The sequence below is a fragment of the Lysobacter sp. genome, assembly GCA_013141175.1.
In the GTDB taxonomy this organism is placed as follows: Bacteria; Pseudomonadota; Gammaproteobacteria; order Xanthomonadales; family Xanthomonadaceae; genus Lysobacter_I.
The window spans coordinates 2276235-2294339 of sequence record JABFRN010000001.1 but is presented as its reverse complement, the minus strand read 5'-3'; the positions used below and the strand labels follow the sequence as shown (position 1 = coordinate 2294339).

General features: G+C 66.4%; 14 protein-coding genes. 6 read left to right on the top strand and 8 right to left on the bottom strand.

What is annotated here, in order from left to right; translation table 11 throughout:
- Positions 1 to 2: 2 nt before the first annotated feature.
- Positions 3 to 719 carry a class I SAM-dependent methyltransferase gene (locus HOP03_10090; protein ID NOT88522.1) on the top strand — a complete coding sequence of 239 codons (717 nt, stop codon included), beginning with the start codon at positions 3 to 5 and terminating at the stop codon, positions 717 to 719.
- A 684-nt stretch (positions 720 to 1403) separates the two neighbouring features.
- Here the strand turns inward: HOP03_10090 and purL are convergent.
- From purL to xerD, 3 genes are all read right to left on the bottom strand, one after another.
- Positions 1404 to 5348 (bottom strand): phosphoribosylformylglycinamidine synthase, encoded by a 3945-nt coding sequence (gene purL, locus HOP03_10085; protein ID NOT88521.1) that lies wholly within the window; start codon positions 5346 to 5348, stop codon positions 1404 to 1406.
- 112 nt (positions 5349 to 5460) lie between these two features.
- Positions 5461 to 6306: a thioredoxin fold domain-containing protein gene (locus HOP03_10080; GenBank protein NOT88520.1), complete on the bottom strand. Its 846-nt coding sequence runs from the start codon at positions 6304 to 6306 to the stop codon at positions 5461 to 5463.
- A gap of 154 nt (positions 6307 to 6460) precedes the next feature.
- The gene (xerD, locus tag HOP03_10075; protein NOT88519.1) at positions 6461 to 7414 is read right to left on the bottom strand and encodes a site-specific tyrosine recombinase XerD; all 954 of its coding nucleotides are present in this window, start codon (positions 7412 to 7414) and stop codon (positions 6461 to 6463) included.
- Positions 7415 to 7584: 170 nt separating this feature from the next.
- On the opposite strand from xerD, the gene HOP03_10070 reads away from it, so the two are divergent.
- The gene (locus tag HOP03_10070) at positions 7585 to 8061 is read left to right on the top strand and encodes an RDD family protein (protein ID NOT88518.1); all 477 of its coding nucleotides are present in this window, start codon (positions 7585 to 7587) and stop codon (positions 8059 to 8061) included.
- A 129-nt stretch (positions 8062 to 8190) separates the two neighbouring features.
- On the opposite strand, the gene lptG is transcribed toward HOP03_10070, so the two are convergent.
- Both lptG and lptF read right to left on the bottom strand, forming a co-directional pair.
- The gene (lptG, locus tag HOP03_10065) at positions 8191 to 9303 is read right to left on the bottom strand and encodes an LPS export ABC transporter permease LptG (GenBank protein ID NOT88517.1); all 1113 of its coding nucleotides are present in this window, start codon (positions 9301 to 9303) and stop codon (positions 8191 to 8193) included.
- 5 nt (positions 9304 to 9308) lie between these two features.
- Positions 9309 to 10400, bottom strand: coding sequence for an LPS export ABC transporter permease LptF (lptF, locus tag HOP03_10060; protein NOT88516.1), 1092 nt, complete (start codon positions 10398 to 10400; stop codon positions 9309 to 9311).
- 230 nt (positions 10401 to 10630) lie between these two features.
- Here lptF and HOP03_10055 point away from each other — a divergent pair, with 230 nt between their 5' ends.
- The 3 genes from HOP03_10055 to HOP03_10045 all read left to right on the top strand — a co-directional run bounded on the left by HOP03_10055 (position 10631) and on the right by HOP03_10045 (position 15649).
- Complete coding sequence (locus HOP03_10055; GenBank protein NOT88515.1) at positions 10631 to 12133, top strand: leucyl aminopeptidase; 1503 nt, start codon at positions 10631 to 10633, stop codon at positions 12131 to 12133.
- A gap of 12 nt (positions 12134 to 12145) precedes the next feature.
- On the top strand, positions 12146 to 12574 hold the full coding sequence (locus HOP03_10050; protein NOT88514.1) for a DNA polymerase III subunit chi: 429 nt from the start codon (positions 12146 to 12148) through the stop codon (positions 12572 to 12574).
- A 129-nt stretch (positions 12575 to 12703) separates the two neighbouring features.
- On the top strand, positions 12704 to 15649 hold the full coding sequence (locus HOP03_10045; protein ID NOT88513.1) for a valine--tRNA ligase: 2946 nt from the start codon (positions 12704 to 12706) through the stop codon (positions 15647 to 15649).
- Between the two features lie 227 nt (positions 15650 to 15876).
- On the opposite strand, the gene rimI is transcribed toward HOP03_10045, so the two are convergent.
- From rimI to pssA, 3 genes are all read right to left on the bottom strand, one after another.
- Positions 15877 to 16311, bottom strand: coding sequence for a ribosomal protein S18-alanine N-acetyltransferase (gene rimI, locus HOP03_10040; GenBank protein ID NOT88512.1), 435 nt, complete (start codon positions 16309 to 16311; stop codon positions 15877 to 15879).
- A gap of 70 nt (positions 16312 to 16381) precedes the next feature.
- Positions 16382 to 16621 carry a hypothetical protein gene (locus HOP03_10035; protein NOT88511.1) on the bottom strand — a complete coding sequence of 80 codons (240 nt, stop codon included), beginning with the start codon at positions 16619 to 16621 and terminating at the stop codon, positions 16382 to 16384.
- 29 nt (positions 16622 to 16650) lie between these two features.
- On the bottom strand, positions 16651 to 17427 hold the full coding sequence (pssA, locus tag HOP03_10030; protein NOT88510.1) for a CDP-diacylglycerol--serine O-phosphatidyltransferase: 777 nt from the start codon (positions 17425 to 17427) through the stop codon (positions 16651 to 16653).
- 172 nt (positions 17428 to 17599) lie between these two features.
- Between pssA and HOP03_10025 the strand changes: the two genes are divergently transcribed.
- Positions 17600 to 18019, top strand: coding sequence for a DUF4124 domain-containing protein (locus HOP03_10025; protein NOT88509.1), 420 nt, complete (start codon positions 17600 to 17602; stop codon positions 18017 to 18019).
- Positions 18020 to 18105 lie beyond the last annotated feature (86 nt).

The following is an 18105-nucleotide window of genomic DNA, read 5'->3' as shown; positions in this document are numbered from 1 at the left end:
TCATGACCGACCCGACTCCATCCACCGCCGAACAGGCGCCGCAGTTCTCCGAGAACTGGTTCGAGCACAACATCCCGCATTGGGAGCGGTGGCTCGACGCGTTCCGTGGACAATCCGGACTGCGCGCGATGGAGATCGGCAGTTTCGAGGGGCGTTCGACGCTGTGGCTGTGCGAGCACATCCTCACCGCCGACGACAGCCGCATCGACTGCATCGACCTGTTCGCGAACGACCCGGTCTATGGCGACTACCACGCGCGTTTCCGCAGCAACACCGCCGCGCATGCGCACAAGATCGTCGAGCACGCCGGCTACAGCTTCGACGCGCTGCGCCGGGTCGAAGGCGAATTCGACATCGTCTACATCGACGGCTGGCATTCGGCGTTCGGCGCGTTGGCAGACGGTGTCATGTCCTGGCCGTTGCTGAAGCCGGGCGGTGTGATGATCTTCGACGATTACCACTGGGTGCCGCAGAAGCACGGCAAACCGGAAAAACCCAACCGTCTCGTGCGTTTGTGGGCGAAATTGCGTGGCAGCCATTGGCGGCGGGAAGCATTGCTGAAACAGATCCGCAGTGTCGCGACCGAAACGCCGAAACTCGGCGTCGATGGTTTGCTGGCGACGCTCGAAGGCGATTACGAGCTGCTCGGTATCGACCATCAGCTTGCGGTGCGCAAGCTCCGTGGATTCGTTCAGGGGCAGGTCGGACACGATACGTAGGCGGGTTTCAACCCGACACTACGGGCGCATCGAGTGGCTATAGGGTGCGTTTTCGGCGCACCATCTGCTCACGGCAAACGCATATGCCGGTGCGCCGAAGGCTTGGGGTGCCCCTCTTTTCCCTCATGAAAATCAAACGGATCGATTGATCGGTAGTCGCCGTTCTTCCACTCGTCGTTCCCGCGAACGCGGGAACCCAGTGTGTTTGCGCTGCGCGGAAGCCGGAAGTCGCTGGATCCCCGCGTTCGCGGGGATGACGACGTTTTTTTGAAATGCCCGAAGCGTGGGGATACCTCAGGCCGAAGGCGCACCCCATGAACAACCATCGGATCAACCGATCTGCGCGCGCGCATTGCGGAACATCCGCAGCCAGTAGCCCGGGTGTCCGCGAAGTGGATACCCGGGACAAGGTGTCGTTTGTCTCGGCGAAGGCCCCGGCTCTCGCTGCCGGCGAGAGCCGGGCTACGTCACTTTTCCCTCATGAAAATCAAACGGATCGATTGATCGGTAGTCGCCGTTCTTCCACTCGTCGTTCCCGCGAACGCGGGAACCCAGTGTCTTTGCGCTGCGCGGAAGCCGGAAGTCGCTGGATCCCCGCGTTCGCGGGGATGACGACGTTTTTTGAAATGCTCGAAGCGCGGGGATACCTCAGGCCGAAGGCGCACCCCATGAACAACGATCGGATCAACCGATCTGCGCGCGCGCATTGCGGAACATCCGCAGCCACGGCGAATCTTCCGGCCAGTCGTCCGGATGCCAGCTCATGTTGACGCTGCGCGGCGTGCGCTCGGGGTGCGGCATCAGGATGGTCGAACGGCCGTCACGGCTGGTGAGCCCGGCAATGGCGCCGTCCGATCCATTCGGATTCGCGGGATACGATGCGGCGGCACTGCCGTCATTGGCGACGTATCGCAGTGCGACCATGGCAGCATCGCGATCCGCTTCGCTGTCGAACGTCGCGCGGCCTTCGCCATGCGCGATCGCCACCGGGATGCGCGAGCCGTGCATGCCGGCGAAGAACAGCGATGGCGACTCGGCGAATTCGAGCAGACCGAAGCGCGCCTCGAACTGCTCGCTGCGGTTGCGCAGGAAACGCGGCCAGTGCCCGGCGCCGGGAATGATGTCCTTGAGCTGCGACAGCATCTGGCAACCGTTGCACACGCCGAGCGAGAACGTATCGGGCCGCGCGAAGAATTCCGCGAATGCATCGCGTAGCGCGGCGCGTTCCAGGATCGATGTCGCCCAGCCGCGACCCGCGCCGAGCACGTCGCCGTAACTGAAGCCGCCGCATGCGGCGAAACCGGCGAAGCCGTCGAGCGCGACGCGGCCGGCGATGAGGTCGCTCATGTGCACGTCGACCGCGGTGAAACCGGCACGGTCGAATGCCGAAGCCATTTCGATCTGGCCGTTGACGCCCTGCTCGCGCAGGATCGCCACGCGCGGCCGGGCGCCCATTGCGATGTACGGCGCGGCGATATCGTCGGCCGCATCGAAGCTCAATTTCGGGCGCAGGCCGGGTGCCTCGAAGCGGCGCACGGCGGCGCGTTCCTCATCGGCGGATTCGGGATTGTCGCGCAATCGCTGCAGCGCATGGCTGACCGACCACCAGGCATCGAACAGTTCGTCCCAACGCCACTCGACCAGCACTTCGCCATCGCGATGCACGCGCACCGCCGGCGCGGTGCTCGGGCGTGCGATGCGCTGCGCGCATTCGATCAGGCCATGTCGGGAAACGAGATCGGCGAACTCGGCGCGGTCTTCGGTCGCGATCTGCACGATCGCGCCCAGTTCTTCGCAGAACAAGGTGCGCAAGGCATCGCCGCCCCAATCGTCAAGGCTGATATCGAGGCCGAGATGCGAACAGAACGCCATTTCGCACAGCGCGGCGAACGCGCCGCCATCGGAGCGGTCGTGGTACGCGCGCACCAGTCCGTGTTCGCGCGCGTCGCGCATGAGATCGAACAGCCCGCGCAGGCGTTCGGGATCGTCCAGATCGGGCACGCTGTCGTCGCCGTGACGCCCCCCGAAACCGTCGTACACCTGCGCCAGGATCGAACCGCCGAGACGCTTGCGCCCCGCGCCGAGTCCGATCAGCCACAGCTCTGTCTCGCCGTCGCGCGACAGCAGCGGCGTGAGCTGCGCACGCGCGTCTTCGACGGCGGCGAACGCGGTGACGACCAGCGACACCGGCGAAACGGATTTGCGCGGCTCGCCATCGACAGCCCACTGCGCCTGCATCGACAGCGAATCCTTGCCGACCGGAATGCTGAGATCGAGCGACGGACACAGCGCCATGCCCACGGCCTTCACCGCGTCGAACAGGCGCGCGTCCTCGCCCGGATGACCGGCGGCGGCCATCCAGTTCGCGGACAGTTTGACCTGCTGCAGCGACGACACCGGCGCGGCGAGCAGATTGGTGATCGCCTCGCCCACCGCCATGCGTGCGGCGGCGGCGGGGTCGATCAGCGCCAGCGGCGTGCGTTCGCCGATCGCCATCGCTTCGCCTGCATGCGTGTCGAAACCGGCGAGCGTGATTGCGCAATCGGCGACAGGCATCTGCCATGGTCCGATCATCTGGTCGCGCGCGGTCAGGCCGCCGACGCTGCGGTCGCCGATGGTGATCAGGAAGTTCTTCGCCGCCACGGTGGGATGCGCGAGCACGCGCAGACCGGCTTCGTGCAGATCGATGTCCTTGCCGTCGAGCGCCGACCACTTCGACGGCGCGGGGCGCCGGGTGTCGCGGTGCATCTTCGGCGGTTTGCCGAACAGGACGTCCATGGGCAGATCGATGGCCATTCCCCCACCCATTCGCGCTGCGCGCGAATCTCCCTCTCCCGCATGCGGGGGAGGGTTGGGGAGGGGGCTCGCGCCATATCCCACCACCAACCGCTCTTCCGCCGTTGCCACACCGACCGCCGCGAACGGGCAGCGCTCGCGTTCGCACAGCGCGGCGAATTCGGCCAGCCGCGCCTGCGCCACGCCCAGCACATAGCGCTCCTGCGATTCGTTGCACCACAGTTGCATCGGCGACAGCGACGGATCGTCGCTCGGCACCTTGGATAAATCGATCACGCCGCCGACGCCGGAGTCGTGCAGCAGTTCGGGAATCGCGTTCGACAGCCCGCCTGCGCCGACATCGTGGAACCACAGGATCGGGTTGTGTTCGCCGAGCGCGACGCAGCGGTCGATCACTTCCTGGCAGCGGCGCTCCATTTCCGGGTTGTCGCGCTGCACGCTGGCGAAATCGAGATCTTCGGCGCTGTCGCCGGACGCGACCGAACTGGCCGCACCCCCGCCAAGACCGATCAGCATCGCCGGGCCGCCGAGGACGATCACCGCGTCGCCGGGCGACAGCCTGATTTTCGCGACCATCGGCCGGTCGATCGCACCGAGACCGCCGGCGAGCATGATCGGCTTGTCGTAGGCGCGGACCAGGCCGTCATCGCCTTCCCGCACTTCGAAACTGCGGAAATAGCCGGTGAGATTCGGCCGGCCGAATTCGTTGTTGAACGCGGCGGCACCGAGCGGGCCCTCGAGCATGATGTCCAGCGCGGGGGCCATCCGTGGATTCAGGGCGCGATCGCTTTCCCAGTCCTGCGGCAACGTCGGGATGCGCAGATGCGACACGCTGAAACCGCTCAGGCCCGCCTTGGGCTTGCCGCCGCGACCGGTCGCGCCTTCGTCGCGGATCTCGCCGCCGTTGCCGGTGGACGCGCCGGGGAACGGCGAGATCGCGGTCGGGTGGTTGTGGGTTTCGACCTTGATGCAGAACGCAGTCGGTTTTTCGGATTCGACGCGATATTCCAGCGTCGCCGGATCGGGACGGAAGCGTTTCGCCGGATAGCCTTCCACCACCGCCGCGTTGTCGCTGTACGCCGAAAGCGTGTGCGCGGGCGTCTGCGCGTGGGTGTGCTTGATCATCTTGAACAGCGATTGCGGTCCGCCGTTCAACAGCTGTTCGCGGCCATCGATGGTCCAACCCGCGTTGAAGATCTTGTGCCGGCAGTGCTCGGAATTGGCCTGCGCGAACATCATCAGTTCGACATCGTGCGGGTCGCGCCCCAGCTCGGCGTAACGCGCGCGCAGGTATTCGATTTCGTCCTCGGCCAGGGCCAGGCCCAGGCGGGCATTGGCGCGCTCCAGTTCGGCCAGCGGGATCACTTCCAGCGCACCGCGCGCAGGCGTGGCGAACAGCGCAGCGGCTTCGCCGGCATCCGCGAGCAGCGACTGGGTCATCGGGTCGTGGAGGACTTTGGCGACGGCGGCGCGGGTGGCCGCGTCTTCCGGAAAACCGGTCAGATCGATCCGCGTGCCGCGCTCGACGCGCTTCACCGGCTGGCCGGCGCCGCGCAGCAGTTCGCTGGCCTTGCTGGCCCAGGGCGAGATGGTGCCCAGTCGCGGCGCGACGAAACGCGATACCGCGCCGGCCGCGAGCGGTGCGCGGTCGCCATGCGCTTCGAGAATCCGCTGCAGGACGACGGGATCGGGGCTGGCTCCGGCCTGGGGTTCGACCCAGTACGCGAACCAGGCCCCGACGATGCGCAGCCCGGGGACGATGGCCTGGAGACGGGTTTGGAGACGGTCGCGGCGGAACGGCGATAGGGCGGGCAGGCCCTCGAGGACGATCATGTCCAGCCATGTCTTGAAGCGGGCCGCAGATTGTACCGGATGCGGTCAACGTCGTTACCGCAGCCGCCGGCCGTTTCCGACCGGCTGGGCGGGGCGCCAGGCCCCGGAAAGGTCAGCGACCGCCGGCAGCGGCGGCGACCTTGCCCTTCGATTCGGCGGCGAGCTTGTCCAGGGCTTCCAGCAGCTGGGCCGGCGGCATATAGCCCGGCATGGCCACGCCGTCGCTGTTGATGATCATCGGCGTGCCCTGCAGGCCGATGCGCTGGCCGAGTTCGTACTGCGCGGTCACCGGGTTGTTGCAGCGCTTGGGCGGCACCGGGCGACCATTCTTGGCCTCGGTCAATGCCTGCCGGCGATCGTCGGAACACCAGACCGATTCCATCGCCAGCGCGTCCGGGCTGGTCAGGCCGGCACGCGGAAACGCGAGATATTGCACCGCGATTCCAAGCTTGTTGTAGTCCGCCATCTCCGAATGCAGCTTGCGGCAGTAACCGCATTCGATGTCGGTGAACACCGCGACGGTGTGCTTGGGCGTGCCGACCGGCGCGAACACGATGCGATCGGTGACCGGTATTTTTTCCAGTTGCTCGCGACGCAGTTCGCTGAGGCCGATCTGGCTGAGGTCCTTCTTTTCGTGCATGTCGTAGAGCGAGCCCTGCAGCATGTAGCGGCCGTCGTCGCTGAAATACAGCACCTGACCGGCGACGATCGCTTCCTGGAAGCCGGGCATCGGCGCCGGACCGATCCGGTCGACCTCGATCTTCGGATTGAGCGCCTTCAGTGCGGCCCGGACCATCGCCTCTTTCGATCCCGCCTGCTTGCCACCGGCGGACGCGGTGGACGCGGGGCTGGCGCCTTTCGCTGCGGGCTCCGGCGCCTTGTCGGCGGTGGCCGGCGTGGATTGCGCGCAAGCGGAGACGTTGAGGGCGCAGAGCAGGGCGAACACCGGGAGTTTCATGTAGGGAAGTTCCATCGAATGGGTGCGAGGCGCGACGGCTGGGACCACGCCGGCGCAACAAAGTTCGGCCGATTGTCGCATGCAGGCCGCATCCCGGCGGCCGTCCGGACGGCCACAAGTGTGACGGCAATAACAGCCCGGGCAGGCCAACCGGTCAGCCGCGCGGATGGTGCTGGGCATGCAGCCGTTTCAGCTGCTCGCGCGCCACCAGGGTGTAGATCTGGGTCGTCGACAGGCTGGCATGTCCCAGCAACATCTGCAGCGCACGCAGATCGGCGCCGTGATTCAACAGATGCGTGGCGAAACTGTGGCGCAGGCCGTGCGGGCTGATCTTGCGCGGGTCGATGCCCGCCGCACCGGCGTAGCGCTTCACCAGACCCCAGAACTGCTGGCGGCTCAGGGCCTCGCCACCCGGATTCAGGAACAGGGCCATCGGCGCCCGCTTGCCCGCCAGCACCGGGCGCGACTCGGCCAGATAGCGGCTCAACCAGTGCTGCGCCTCTTCGCCCAGCGGTACCAGCCGCTCCTTGCCGCCCTTGCCGGTCGCCCGCAGCACGCCCTGACGCAGATTGACCATGGTCGCCGGCAACCCGACCAGTTCGCTGACCCGCAGCCCGGCGGCGTACATGAGTTCGAGCATCGCCCGATCGCGCAGTCCCAGCGGCTCGCCGATCTCCGGCGTCGCCAGCAACGCTTCGATGTCGCGCTCGCTCAGCGCCTTCGGCAGCGAACGCGGCAGTTTCGGCGGATCGAGCAACGCGCTGGGATCGTCCGCACGCAGGCCGCGCCGGACCTGCAGCGCGAAGAACGCACGCAGCGTCGACAGCAGACGGGCGTTGCTGCGCGGCGAATACCCGCTGCGGGTGCGCCATGCGAAGTAGTCGAACAAGCCGCCACGATCCACGCCGACCAGACCTTCACCCGCACCGTCGCGCCAGCGCGCGAAGCCTTCGAGGTCGCGCCGGTAGCTCGCCAGGGTCTGTTTCGCGAGCCCGTTCTCGGCCCAGATCGTCTCGACGAACGCATGGATCGCGGTCGCGTCGGCATCGCGCAGCGGCGGCAGCGCAAGCGCCTGTTGTCGACGTTCGGAGGGCGTGGCGGCGGGCATGGCCACAGGGTAGCGCGACGATGCGCTTTTGTAGGAGCGACTTCAGTCGCGAAGCTGAGCGTATTGCAGACGCTATAACGACCGCAATCTGAAACATCGTTTGCTTCGCGACTGAAGTCGCTCCTACAAAAGCGGCTCACCGCCCTTCGCTTCCGCCTTATCCTGTCGCGATGACCGACACCGTCTCCGTAGCCCCCGCCCCGACCAAGCCCGACGCGCTGATCCTGCGCCGTCTGCTCGCGCTGTTCTACGACCTGTGGCCGGCGCTTGCGCTGTGGATGCTGCTGTCGGCGCTGTTCAACCTCGGCTACTACCTCGGCGGGCACGGCGAACGTGACATCCTCGAGACCGGCAGCGTGCTCGGCGTGCTGCTGTGGGTGTGTTGCTGGCTGATGGCCGGTGCCTACGCCGTCGGCAGCTGGTCGCGCGGCGGCCAGACCCTGGGCATGCGCCCGTGGCGGCTGCGCGTGATCGGCGCGGGCGCTGCCGCACCGACGCGCGCGCAGCTGATCAAACGCTATGTCGTCGGCACGCTCTCGCTGCTCGCGGGCGGGCTGGGATTCTGGTGGGCGTGGTTCGATCGCGAACGGCTGACCTGGCACGACCGGGTGAGCGGGACGCGCGTGGTGCGGGTGGCGAAGACATAAGCCGAATCGATTCTAAGGACCGTCCAGTGGATCCGCACCGGCACCAGAACCGACAGCACGCGACGTGCCGCTCCTCTTGCGTCGCTCCTACCATTACCGGCGCTCGGCGCACACCGGGCATGCGGGCGATCAGCTGGACCGGCGCTTGAACAACCAGATCGACAGGCCGACCATCACCAGCGCCGGAATCATGTACGCGATGCGGTAGTCGAACTTGAACACGCCGGCGAGGCGTACGAACTGGGTCTGCACCAGCCAGAAGCCGAGCGAGAACACGATACCGAGGAACAACCGCTTGCCCATGCCGCCGCTGCGCAGCGAGCCGAACGCGAACGGAATGGCGAGCAGGCACAGCACCAGCACGTTGACCGGATAGAACCAGCGGCCCCAGTAATGTTCCTGGAATTCGCTGGAATCCAGGCCATTGCGCTCACGGTATTCGATACCGTCCTTCAGCTGGCCCGCGGTCAGATACCGCGGACGCCAGATGTCGCGCGCGCTGGCAGCCAGCGCGGCGATGTCCAGTTGCGAGGCCCAGCGTTCTTCCGCAACCGTGGTGCGGACCGCCGTCTTGGGCTCGAACCGGGTGCGCTCGACCTTGCGCAGGATCCATTCGCCTTCGCGATGCTCGGCACTGCCGGCATGGGTGATCGAGGCCAGGCGCCCGTCCTTGCCCAGCTCGAACAGGCGCACATCGTTCAATTCGATCCACTGGCGGCCGTTTTCGCTGCGCTCCTGGCCGGTCTGGGCATTGAGGAACACATCGCCCTCGCGCGCCCACAGGCCGGAGTACTGCGCGACGATCACATCCTTCGACTTCGCCGCAGCCTTGAGGGTATCGGCACGGCGCTGCGCCCAGGGCGCGACGGTCTCGCCGGCGATCACCATCGATGCGGTCAGCACGACCAGCGACAGCACCACCGACAGACTGATGCGGCGGCGCGATAGACCCAGCGCGCGCAGGACGGTCAATTCCGAGCTGGCGGCCAGCTGACCGAGGCCGAGCAGCGCGCCGATCACGGCGGACGTCGGGAACAGCACGTAGGCGCGGCGCGGCAGGCTGTAGGCGACGTTGGTCAGCGCGGCGAGGAAATCGTAATTGCCGGTGCCCACGTCGCTCATCTCGTTGAGCATGCCGCTGATGGTCGCATCCAGGCCGATCAGCACCGCCCAGGTCAACAGCACCGAGCCCAGCACCACCCGGCCGATGTAAAGATCGTGGATTTTCGGAAACGGCATCATCCGAGTCAGCCCGCTGCCTTCAGCCGCGGGCGCTTGATCGCGCCATCGCGGGCATACATCCAGACCGCCACCACCAGCAGCGGCAGCAGCATCCACCACAGGCCCAGCACGGCCGGCAGTTTGCCGTCGTCCAGCCACTGCGTGCCCAGCAGCATCAGGAACATGCTGAAAAGATAGATCAGGAAGCCCACCGCGAGATTGCCGTAGCGCGCCTGGCGCGGCGCGCTGCGCGACAGCGGCACCGCCAGCAGCGCGAACGCCAGGGTGAGCAGCGGCGGCGCGATGCGGAAATGCAGCTGCGCATTGGCCTGGGGGCGGGGGTCGCGGAACAGTGCGGTCGTCGGCTGCAGTTCCACCGCATCGGACTTGCGCCGCTGCGATATTTCTTCGGGCAGGCGCACTTCGTTGGCCGCGTAGCGCATCAGCCGGAAATCACGGCCGCTGCCGGTCGGGCCTTCCACCTCGAAGCCCTGTTCGAGCCGGAGGTAGCGGTCGCGTTCGTTCTGTACCGACAGCGTGCCGGTCTGCGAGGTGGTGACGTCGAAACGGTCTTTCTTCTGCCGATACACGAACACCCGCTGCATCTCGCGGTTGTCGCTGGACATGCCGCCGACATAGATGACGCCGCCACCGCCCGGAAGCTCGGTGAAGCGGCCCGGCTCCATCCCCGCGATCAGCAGATTGCGGCCAGCCTCGTCGATCATCCGCTGCGATGTGCGGTCGGCCCAGGGTCCCAGCCACAGCGAACACAGGCCCACCACGAGCACCACCGGCAACGCCATCCAGGCCAGCGGACGCAGGAAGCGCTTCGGGCCGATGCCGATCGACACCAGCACCGGCATTTCGGCGTCGCGATACAGCCGGCCCATCGCCAGCATCAGCCCCAGCATCACCACCAGCGGCAGGATCATCGGCAGCCATTTCAGGAACACCAGCCCCAGTTGGGCCAGCAGCATGCCCGCCGGCACCTTGCCGCGCGCCACATCGCCGAGGACATCCGCGAACGCGCCGCCCAGCAGCACGATCAAGACCACCGCCAGGACGGCGAAGATGCTCTGCGCAAACTCACGGATCAGGTAGCGGTCCAGCTTCAGCATCGGGGAACGTGCGACTCCGGAAGCCGGGCATCCGGCGGGGGCTTTGCTTTAAACTCGGCGGTTCTGCTTGGGCCGCGGCCCCGCGCCGTCGCCGACGCCCGGGGATTGTACGGAATGCCGCGATCAGAAAGTCGCGCAGTCTGAACGGCCACGTCGATGGCGGTTCAGGCGCCGTCTCCGCGCATCGCTTCGCCCAACCTCCCACAGACCGCCTCCACGGAACCCGATCGATGGCCCTCGCATTCACGCTCCACACCGGCCCCGCCGCCGATGCCGCCGCCCTCGCCACCGACTGCATCGTCGTCGGCGCGTACGCGGACAAGACCCTCACCGCCACCGGTCAGGCGCTCGACGCCGCCAGCGGCGGTCGCATCGCGGCGCTGATCGAACGCGGCGACGTCTCCGGCAAGACCGGCAAGACCGCGCTGCTGCACGACCTGCCCGGCGTGGCCGCGACGCGGGTTCTGGTGATCGGCCTGGGCGATGCCGCCAAGTTCGGCGTTCCGCAGTACATCAAGGCCGCCAGCGATGCCGCCCGCGCACTGAAGGACGGCGCGGCCACCGGCGCCACCTTCACCATCAGCGAAGCCGCGACCCAGGGCCGCGACGCGGCCTGGAACATCCGTCAAGCGGTGATCGCCTTCGCGTACGTCGCATACCGCTACAACGCCACCCTCGGCGAGAAGAACAAGGCCAAGGGCGTCAGCAAGCTGACCGCGGTCGCGGTGAGCGGCAACGACGCCGTCGCGTTGTCCCAAGGCAAAGCCATCGCGAACGGCATCACCTTCGCGCGCGAGCTGGGCAATCTGCCGCCGAACATCTGCAACCCCACCTACCTCGCCGAACAGGCGCAAGTGTTCGCCGGCAAGTTCGACAGGACCAGCTGCGAAGTGCTGGAGCGCGACCAGATGCAGGCGCTGGGCATGGGCTCGCTGCTCGCGGTGTCGCAGGGCTCGGCCAATCCGCCGAAACTCATCGTGCTGAAATGGAATGGCGCATCCGACCACGGCAGCGGCGACGCCAAACCCTTCGTGCTCGTCGGCAAGGGCATCACCTTCGACACCGGCGGCATCAACCTGAAAACCGCCGGCGGCATCGAGGAAATGAAATACGACATGTGCGGCGCGGCTGCCGTGATGGGCACGTTCGTCGCTGTCGTGGGCATGCAGTTGCCGATCGATCTCGTGGTCATCGTGCCGGCGGTCGAAAACATGCCCGACGGCCTGAGCTATCGGCCGTCCGACGTCATCACCAGCATGTCCGGCAAGACCATCGAAGTCGGCAACACCGACGCCGAAGGCCGGCTGATCCTCTGCGATGCGCTCACCTATGCCCAGCGTTTCGAACCGCGCGCGCTGCTCGACGTGGCCACGCTCACCGGCGCATGCATCGTCGCGCTCGGCAAATACGCCACCGGCCTGATGAGCAAGCACGACGACCTCGCCAACGAACTGCTGCAGGCCGGCGAGAACGTGTTCGACCGCGCCTGGCGCCTGCCGCTGTGGGACGAATACCAGAGCCAGCTCAACTCCACCTTCGCCGACGTCTACAACATCGGCGGACGCAACGCGGGCGCCATCACCGCCGGCTGCTTCCTCGCCCGCTTCACCGAAGACCAGCGCTGGGCGCATCTGGACATCGCCGGCGTCTCCAACGACGACGGCAAACTGGGCATGGCCACCGGCCGTCCGGTCGGGTTGCTGGCGCAGTGGTTGATGGATCGTGCGGGCTAAGCGCGCGAGCACATGAGCCCCCGCGCCGATTTCTACCTGATCCAGAAACCGCGCTTCCGCGAGGAGCCGCTGCGGCTGGTCTGCGAGCTTGCGCGCAAGGCCTACGACGCGAATCTGTGGACGCTGGTGCTGGCCCGCGACGCGGCGCAGGCCGAAGCGCTGGACGATCTGCTGTGGGCGTTCGACGAAGAGGCGTTCGTGCCGCACCAGATCGCCGGCAGCGACGACGAAGACGAGTTGACCCCGGTGCTGATCGCCGCGCCCGACAGCGACATCGCGCTGCGCCCGCTGGTCATCAACCTGCGCGACGCCCCGGTGGAAGGCAGCTTCGAGCGCGTGCTGGAAGTGGTGCCCGCCGACGACAGCGCGCGCGGCCCGCTGCGCGAACGCTGGAAGCAGTACCAGGCGCGCGGGCTTGAGTTGAAGAAATACGATATGTGATTTCGTCGCTCCAAAAATCCACTGTCATCCCGAGCGCAGCGAGGGACCTGCTTTTGAACGTTCGCGATTGAACAACAGGTCCCTCGCTGCGCTCGGGATGACAATCCAAAGCACACAGAGTCCCGAAACATGACCACCCTCGCCTCCGGCTACGAACCCAAAGACTTCGAATCCCGCCTCTACGCCGAGTGGGAAGCAAGCGGCGTCTTCGCACCGCAGGGCGACGGCCCCGCCTACAGCATCCTGCTGCCGCCGCCGAACGTCACCGGCACCCTGCACATGGGCCACGCCTTCCAGCACACGCTGCAGGACGCGCTGATCCGCTATCACCGCATGCGCGGCTACAAGACGCTGTGGCAGATGGGCACCGACCACGCCGGCATCGCCACCGAAATGGTGGTGTCGCGCAACCTGCAGATCGCCGGCACCGGCGAGACGCGCGATTCATTGGGTCGCGACAAGTTCATCGACAAAGTCTGGGAATGGAAGGCGCAGTCCGGCGGCACCATCGAACGCCAGATGCGCCGCCTCGGCACTTCGGGCGACTGGACGCGCAGCGTGTTCACGATGGACGACGGCGCGTCGGCGGCGGTGATCGAAGCGTTCGTGAAACTTTACGAGGAAGGTCTGATCTATCGCGGTCAGCGCCTCGTCAACTGGGACCCGGTGTTGAAGACCGCGATCTCCGATCTTGAAGTGGTGAGTGAAGAGGAAGACGGTTTTTTGTGGTCGATCTCGTACCCGCTCACCGACGGCAGCGGTTCGCTGGTGGTCGCGACCACGCGCCCCGAAACCATGCTCGGCGACACCGCAGTGATGGTGCATCCCGAGGACGAGCGCTACGCGCATCTGATCGGCAAGACCGTAACGCTGCCGCTGACGAATCGCGAGATTCCGATCATCGCTGATGATTATGTGGATCGGGAATTTGGCACGGGCGTGGTGAAGGTGACGCCTGCGCATGATTTCAATGACTATGCGGTGGGGAAGCGGCACGACTTGCCGATGATCAATATCTTTACGCCGGATGCGAAGATTATTGGGTCTGCAAAAAGCCATGCTGATATTTCTGCTGAGCTTTCCAAGCATGATCCCATTGAAGATCGGGGCGTCCTGATTCCAGACGAACGATTCAGCCCGGAGTTGATTCCATCCCGCTACCACGGGCTCGACCGCTACGATGCCCGCAAAGCCGTTCTTGCCGATCTCGAAGAAGCCGGCCTGCTGGTCGAAACCAAACCGCACAAACTGCAGGTGCCGCGCGGTGACCGCACCGGCCAGGTGATCGAGCCTTACCTCACCGACCAGTGGTTTGTGGCGATGGACGGCTTCGCAAAGCGCGGCCTTGAACTTGCCGAGAACGGTTCGGTGAAATTCGTGCCGCCGAACTGGATCAACACGTATCGACACTGGATGGAGAATATCCAGGACTGGTGCATCAGCCGTCAGCTGTGGTGGGGGCATCGTATTCCGGCGTGGTACGACGAGGCTGGCAATGTGTACGTGGCACGGGATGAGGCGGCAGCTCTCGAACAGGCTGCGGGGAAGAGCGGTGGGCCGGGGCCCACCCTACGGCGCGACAACGATGTGTTGGAAACCTGGTTCTCCTCCGGTCTGTGGCCGATCAGCACCATGGGCTGGCCGAGTCCGGAATCGATGCGCGAGCGCGGCTTCGACGATTTCGTGCCGTCGTCGGTGCTGGTGACCGGCTTCGACATCATCTTCTTCTGGGTGGCGCGGATGATCATGATGACCGATCACTTCATGCCTGAAGGCACACCGGATGCCGCGCGCGTGCCGTTCAAGGACGTCTACATCACCGGTCTGGTCCGCGACAAGGACGGGCAGAAGATGTCGAAGTCGAAAGGCAACGTGCTGGACCCGCTCGACATCATCGACGGCATCACTGCGGATGAACTGGTCGCCAAGCGCACCACCGGGCTGATGAAACCGAAGGATGCACCGAAGATCGAGAAACACACGCGCAAGGAATTCCCCGACGGCATCGCGCCGCACGGCGCCGATGCGCTGCGCTTCACCATGGCCGCGCTGGCCGGCCCCGGCCGCGACATCAAATTCGACATGGCCCGCTGCGAGGGCTACAAGAATTTCTGCAACAAGCTTTGGAACGCGACGCGCTTCGTGTTGATGAACACCGAGGGATTCTCTGTGGGAGGGGCTTTAGCCCCGACTGGCGCAGGCGTCGGGGCTAAAGCCCCTCCCACAACAAGGCCGCAGCCGATCACCGACGCCGAAAAGTGGATCCTCTCGCGCCTCGCCAAAGTCTCCGCCGAAGCCGGCGAACACTTCGCCACCTATCGCTTCGACCTGCTCGCGCAGGCGCTGTACGAATTCGCGTGGAACGAGTTCTGCGACTGGTTCGTGGAGCTGGCGAAGCCCGCGCTCAACGGCGACGACAAGCTCGCCGCCGACAGCACCCGCCACACGCTGCTGCATGTGCTGGAATCGCTGCTGCGCCTGCTGCACCCGCTGACCCCGTTCGTCACCGAGGAACTGTGGCGCAGCGTCGCGCCGAAACTCGGCATCGACGCCAACAGCATTTCGACGCGCGCCTATCCGCAGACCGGCGACTTCGCCGGACAGGATCACACCGCCGCCGAAACCGATATCGAATGGCTCAAGGACGTCATCAGGAACCTGCGCAGCATCCGCAGCACCCTGGGCATTTCGCCCGCCAAACAGGTGCGCCTGCTGCTGAAGGACGGCGACGCCAACGATGCCGCGCGCATCGCCCGTTTCGCATCGCAGCTGAAGTTCCTGCTCAAGCTCGAATCGATCGAAACGCTGACCGGCGAATCGCCCGCAGCGGCGTCCGCCGTGGTCGGCGGCCTCACCCTGCTGGTGCCGCTGGAAGGTCTGGTCGACCTCGACGCGGAGCGCTCGCGCCTCGACAAGGAAATCGCGCGCGTCGCGTCGGAGAAAACCAAGAGCGAGGACAAGCTCGCGCGCTTCGGCGGCAACGTGCCGCCGGCCGTGATCGAACAGGAGCGCCTGCGCCTCGCCGACTGGACCGCGAAACTCGCGGCGCTGACCGAACAGCGCGCGCGATTTTGACTTCTGCCCCCTCCCTTTCGCCGCAGGCGAGGGTTGGGGGTTGTCGTCGCATCGCAGCGACTCCAAATGCACCCCCTCCCAACCTCCCCCTGCGCTTTGCGCAAGGGGAGGAGAAAAGCAGCGGCGCTGGCCGAGCAACGCGCACGACTCTAAAACTTTTCCCTGTGGGAGCGGCGGAAGCCGCGATCGCGGTCGAGATCGCGGCTTCCGCCGCTCCCACCAATGGATCACGCCTCCGGCAACAACTCCATCGCCATCACGATCGCGTCCTCGCGACCCGCATGCGCCGGGTAGTAACGCGGGCGGCGGCCGATCTCGTTGAAGCCTTCGTCGAAATACAGCGCGATCGCGCGCGGGTTCGAGGGCCGTACCTCGAGGAAGATGCGTTCGGCGTTCTGCGCGCGCGCGATGCGCACCAGCGCGCGCAGCAGGCGGCGACCGTGGCCGTGGCTCTGCGCGTCGGGATCGATGCAGATGTTGAGGATATGCGCCTCGCGCGCGGCGATGCTGATCACGCCGTAGCCGACGATGCTGCCGTTCTGCATCAAGAGCCATGACGGGTAACAGGCGTTGAGGCAGTCGCGGAAGATGCCGTCGGTCCACGGAAACGGGTAGGCGCGGGTTTCGATCGCCATGACCGTATCGATATCAGTGTCCCGCATGGCACGCAGGGTCGTCGACGCCGGCGCCGAGGGCTCGACGAACGACAGCGGGCTGCTCACGGATGCTTGCTCACGGCCCGGGCGAGCGCCGCAGGGCGCGCAGTTGCGGCCACAGCGCGCGCTTGGCGCGGGGATCGGCGCGCAGCGTGCGCGGCGCAGGCCAGGTCTTGGCGAGACGCACCGCGTCTTCGGCATCGCGCGCGCGACCGGCGGCGCGCAGCAGCGCATGGATCAGCGGATCGTCCGGCAATTCGCCGGGGGCCGCGATGCCCACGGCGCGATACACCGGTAGCCCCATCGCTTCGAGCATGCTCCGCTGCAATGGGCTCCACGACGGATTCACGCCTCCTCCGCCTGCGCTTTGCGCGCCATCCGTCGCGAGATCAGTGGCCCGAAGACGGCGAAGGTCGCGAACACGAACAGCAGCACCTTCGGCGGATCGATCACCAGGCCGATGATCGCGACCACGATCGCGAACAGCACGAAGAACGGGATGCGATCGCCCTGCGGACCGGGCTTGCCGCCCTTGAAGCTGGAATAGCGGAAGCCGCTGACCATCAGCAGGCCGGCGATGACCGTCACCGCCAGTGCGGCGTAGCGCAGGGACTCGCCGCTCAGGCCGAGGTCGTGCATGGTCCACACGAAACTGGCGACCAGGCCCGCCGCCGACGGACTGGGCAGGCCGATGAACCAGCGCTTGTCGACCGTGCCGACCTGGCTGTTGAAGCGCGCCAGCCGCAGCGCGGCGCAGGCGGCATAGAGAAATGCGCCGAGCCAGCCGATCTTGCCCAGGGTGGTGCCGTCGAGCTTCATCGACGCCAGCGCCCAGTGGTACATCACCAGCGACGGCGCCATGCCGAAGCTGATCAGATCGGACAACGAATCGTATTGCACCCCGAACTCGCTCTGGGTGTTGGTCATCCGCGCGACCCGGCCATCGAGCCCGTCGAGCACCGCAGCGATGAAGATCGCCACGCAGGCCGCCTCGAACCGGCCCTGGGAGGCGGCGATGATCGCGAAAAAGCCAGAAAACAGCGCCGCCGTGGTGAACAGGTTCGGCAGCAGATAGATGCCGCGACTGCGTCGGGGCGCGATGGGTGGCTCGGGTGCGTTCATGTCCGCAGTGTAACGGGGCACTGCACCGGGCGTAACGTGCGCGGGGTCACAGCACGGTCGACCGGCGATGAGGCCCGGCTGACCTCCCGGCAGCGGAGCGCTTGCGCCTGTCGCGCGGGGGTGCTGCAATCGCCGGGTCTTACCCCCCGCCAGCCGTTCCGCAGGTATCGCCATGCTTCGTGCACTCCGCCCCCGCCTGATCTCCAGCCTGATCGCCTCCGCCCTCGCCTTGGGCATCGCCCCTGCGGCCATCGCGGGCGAGGTCTACCAGTGGAAGGACGCCAACGGCGTGAGCCACTACTCGCAGACGCCGCCGGCGCAGGGCAAGTTCCAGGCCCGGTCGATCTACCACCGCGAACGCGCCACCGACGATCAGGCCACGGCCACCGACGCGCCGGCCGAGTCGCCGCAGTGCACCACCGCACGCAAGAACATCGACCTGCTCATGAGCGGCGCCAAGCTGCAGATGGACAGCGACGGCGACGGCAAACCCGACCGCGACCTCAGCGACAGCGACCGCGAAAAGCAGCTGCAGATCGCGCAGACGGTGTCCCGGGTGAACTGCAGCCCGAGCACCGCCAAGGCGCCGTAATCGGGCCTGACGGGCGGCACCCGCCGCCCCCAACGGAACCACGCACCGCGAACATCGGGCAAAATGTGGGGCTATCCCCACTCTTG

Excerpts from the sequence above, each read along its gene's own strand:
- HOP03_10090 (NOT88522.1), top strand. The coding sequence starts at position 3 with ATGACCGACCCGACTCCATCCACCGCCGAACAGGCGCCGCAGTTCTCC.
- purL (NOT88521.1), bottom strand. The coding sequence starts at position 5,348 with ATGATCGTCCTCGAGGGCCTGCCCGCCCTATCGCCGTTCCGCCGCGAC.
- HOP03_10080 (NOT88520.1), bottom strand. The coding sequence starts at position 6,306 with ATGAAACTCCCGGTGTTCGCCCTGCTCTGCGCCCTCAACGTCTCCGCT.
- xerD (NOT88519.1), bottom strand. The coding sequence starts at position 7,414 with ATGCCCGCCGCCACGCCCTCCGAACGTCGACAACAGGCGCTTGCGCTG.
- HOP03_10070 (NOT88518.1), top strand. The coding sequence starts at position 7,585 with ATGACCGACACCGTCTCCGTAGCCCCCGCCCCGACCAAGCCCGACGCG.
- lptG (NOT88517.1), bottom strand. The coding sequence starts at position 9,303 with ATGATGCCGTTTCCGAAAATCCACGATCTTTACATCGGCCGGGTGGTG.
- lptF (NOT88516.1), bottom strand. The coding sequence starts at position 10,400 with ATGCTGAAGCTGGACCGCTACCTGATCCGTGAGTTTGCGCAGAGCATC.
- HOP03_10055 (NOT88515.1), top strand. The coding sequence starts at position 10,631 with ATGGCCCTCGCATTCACGCTCCACACCGGCCCCGCCGCCGATGCCGCC.
- HOP03_10050 (NOT88514.1), top strand. The coding sequence starts at position 12,146 with ATGAGCCCCCGCGCCGATTTCTACCTGATCCAGAAACCGCGCTTCCGC.
- HOP03_10045 (NOT88513.1), top strand. The coding sequence starts at position 12,704 with ATGACCACCCTCGCCTCCGGCTACGAACCCAAAGACTTCGAATCCCGC.
- rimI (NOT88512.1), bottom strand. The coding sequence starts at position 16,311 with ATGCGGGACACTGATATCGATACGGTCATGGCGATCGAAACCCGCGCC.
- HOP03_10035 (NOT88511.1), bottom strand. The coding sequence starts at position 16,621 with ATGCTCGAAGCGATGGGGCTACCGGTGTATCGCGCCGTGGGCATCGCG.
- pssA (NOT88510.1), bottom strand. The coding sequence starts at position 17,427 with ATGAACGCACCCGAGCCACCCATCGCGCCCCGACGCAGTCGCGGCATC.
- HOP03_10025 (NOT88509.1), top strand. The coding sequence starts at position 17,600 with ATGCTTCGTGCACTCCGCCCCCGCCTGATCTCCAGCCTGATCGCCTCC.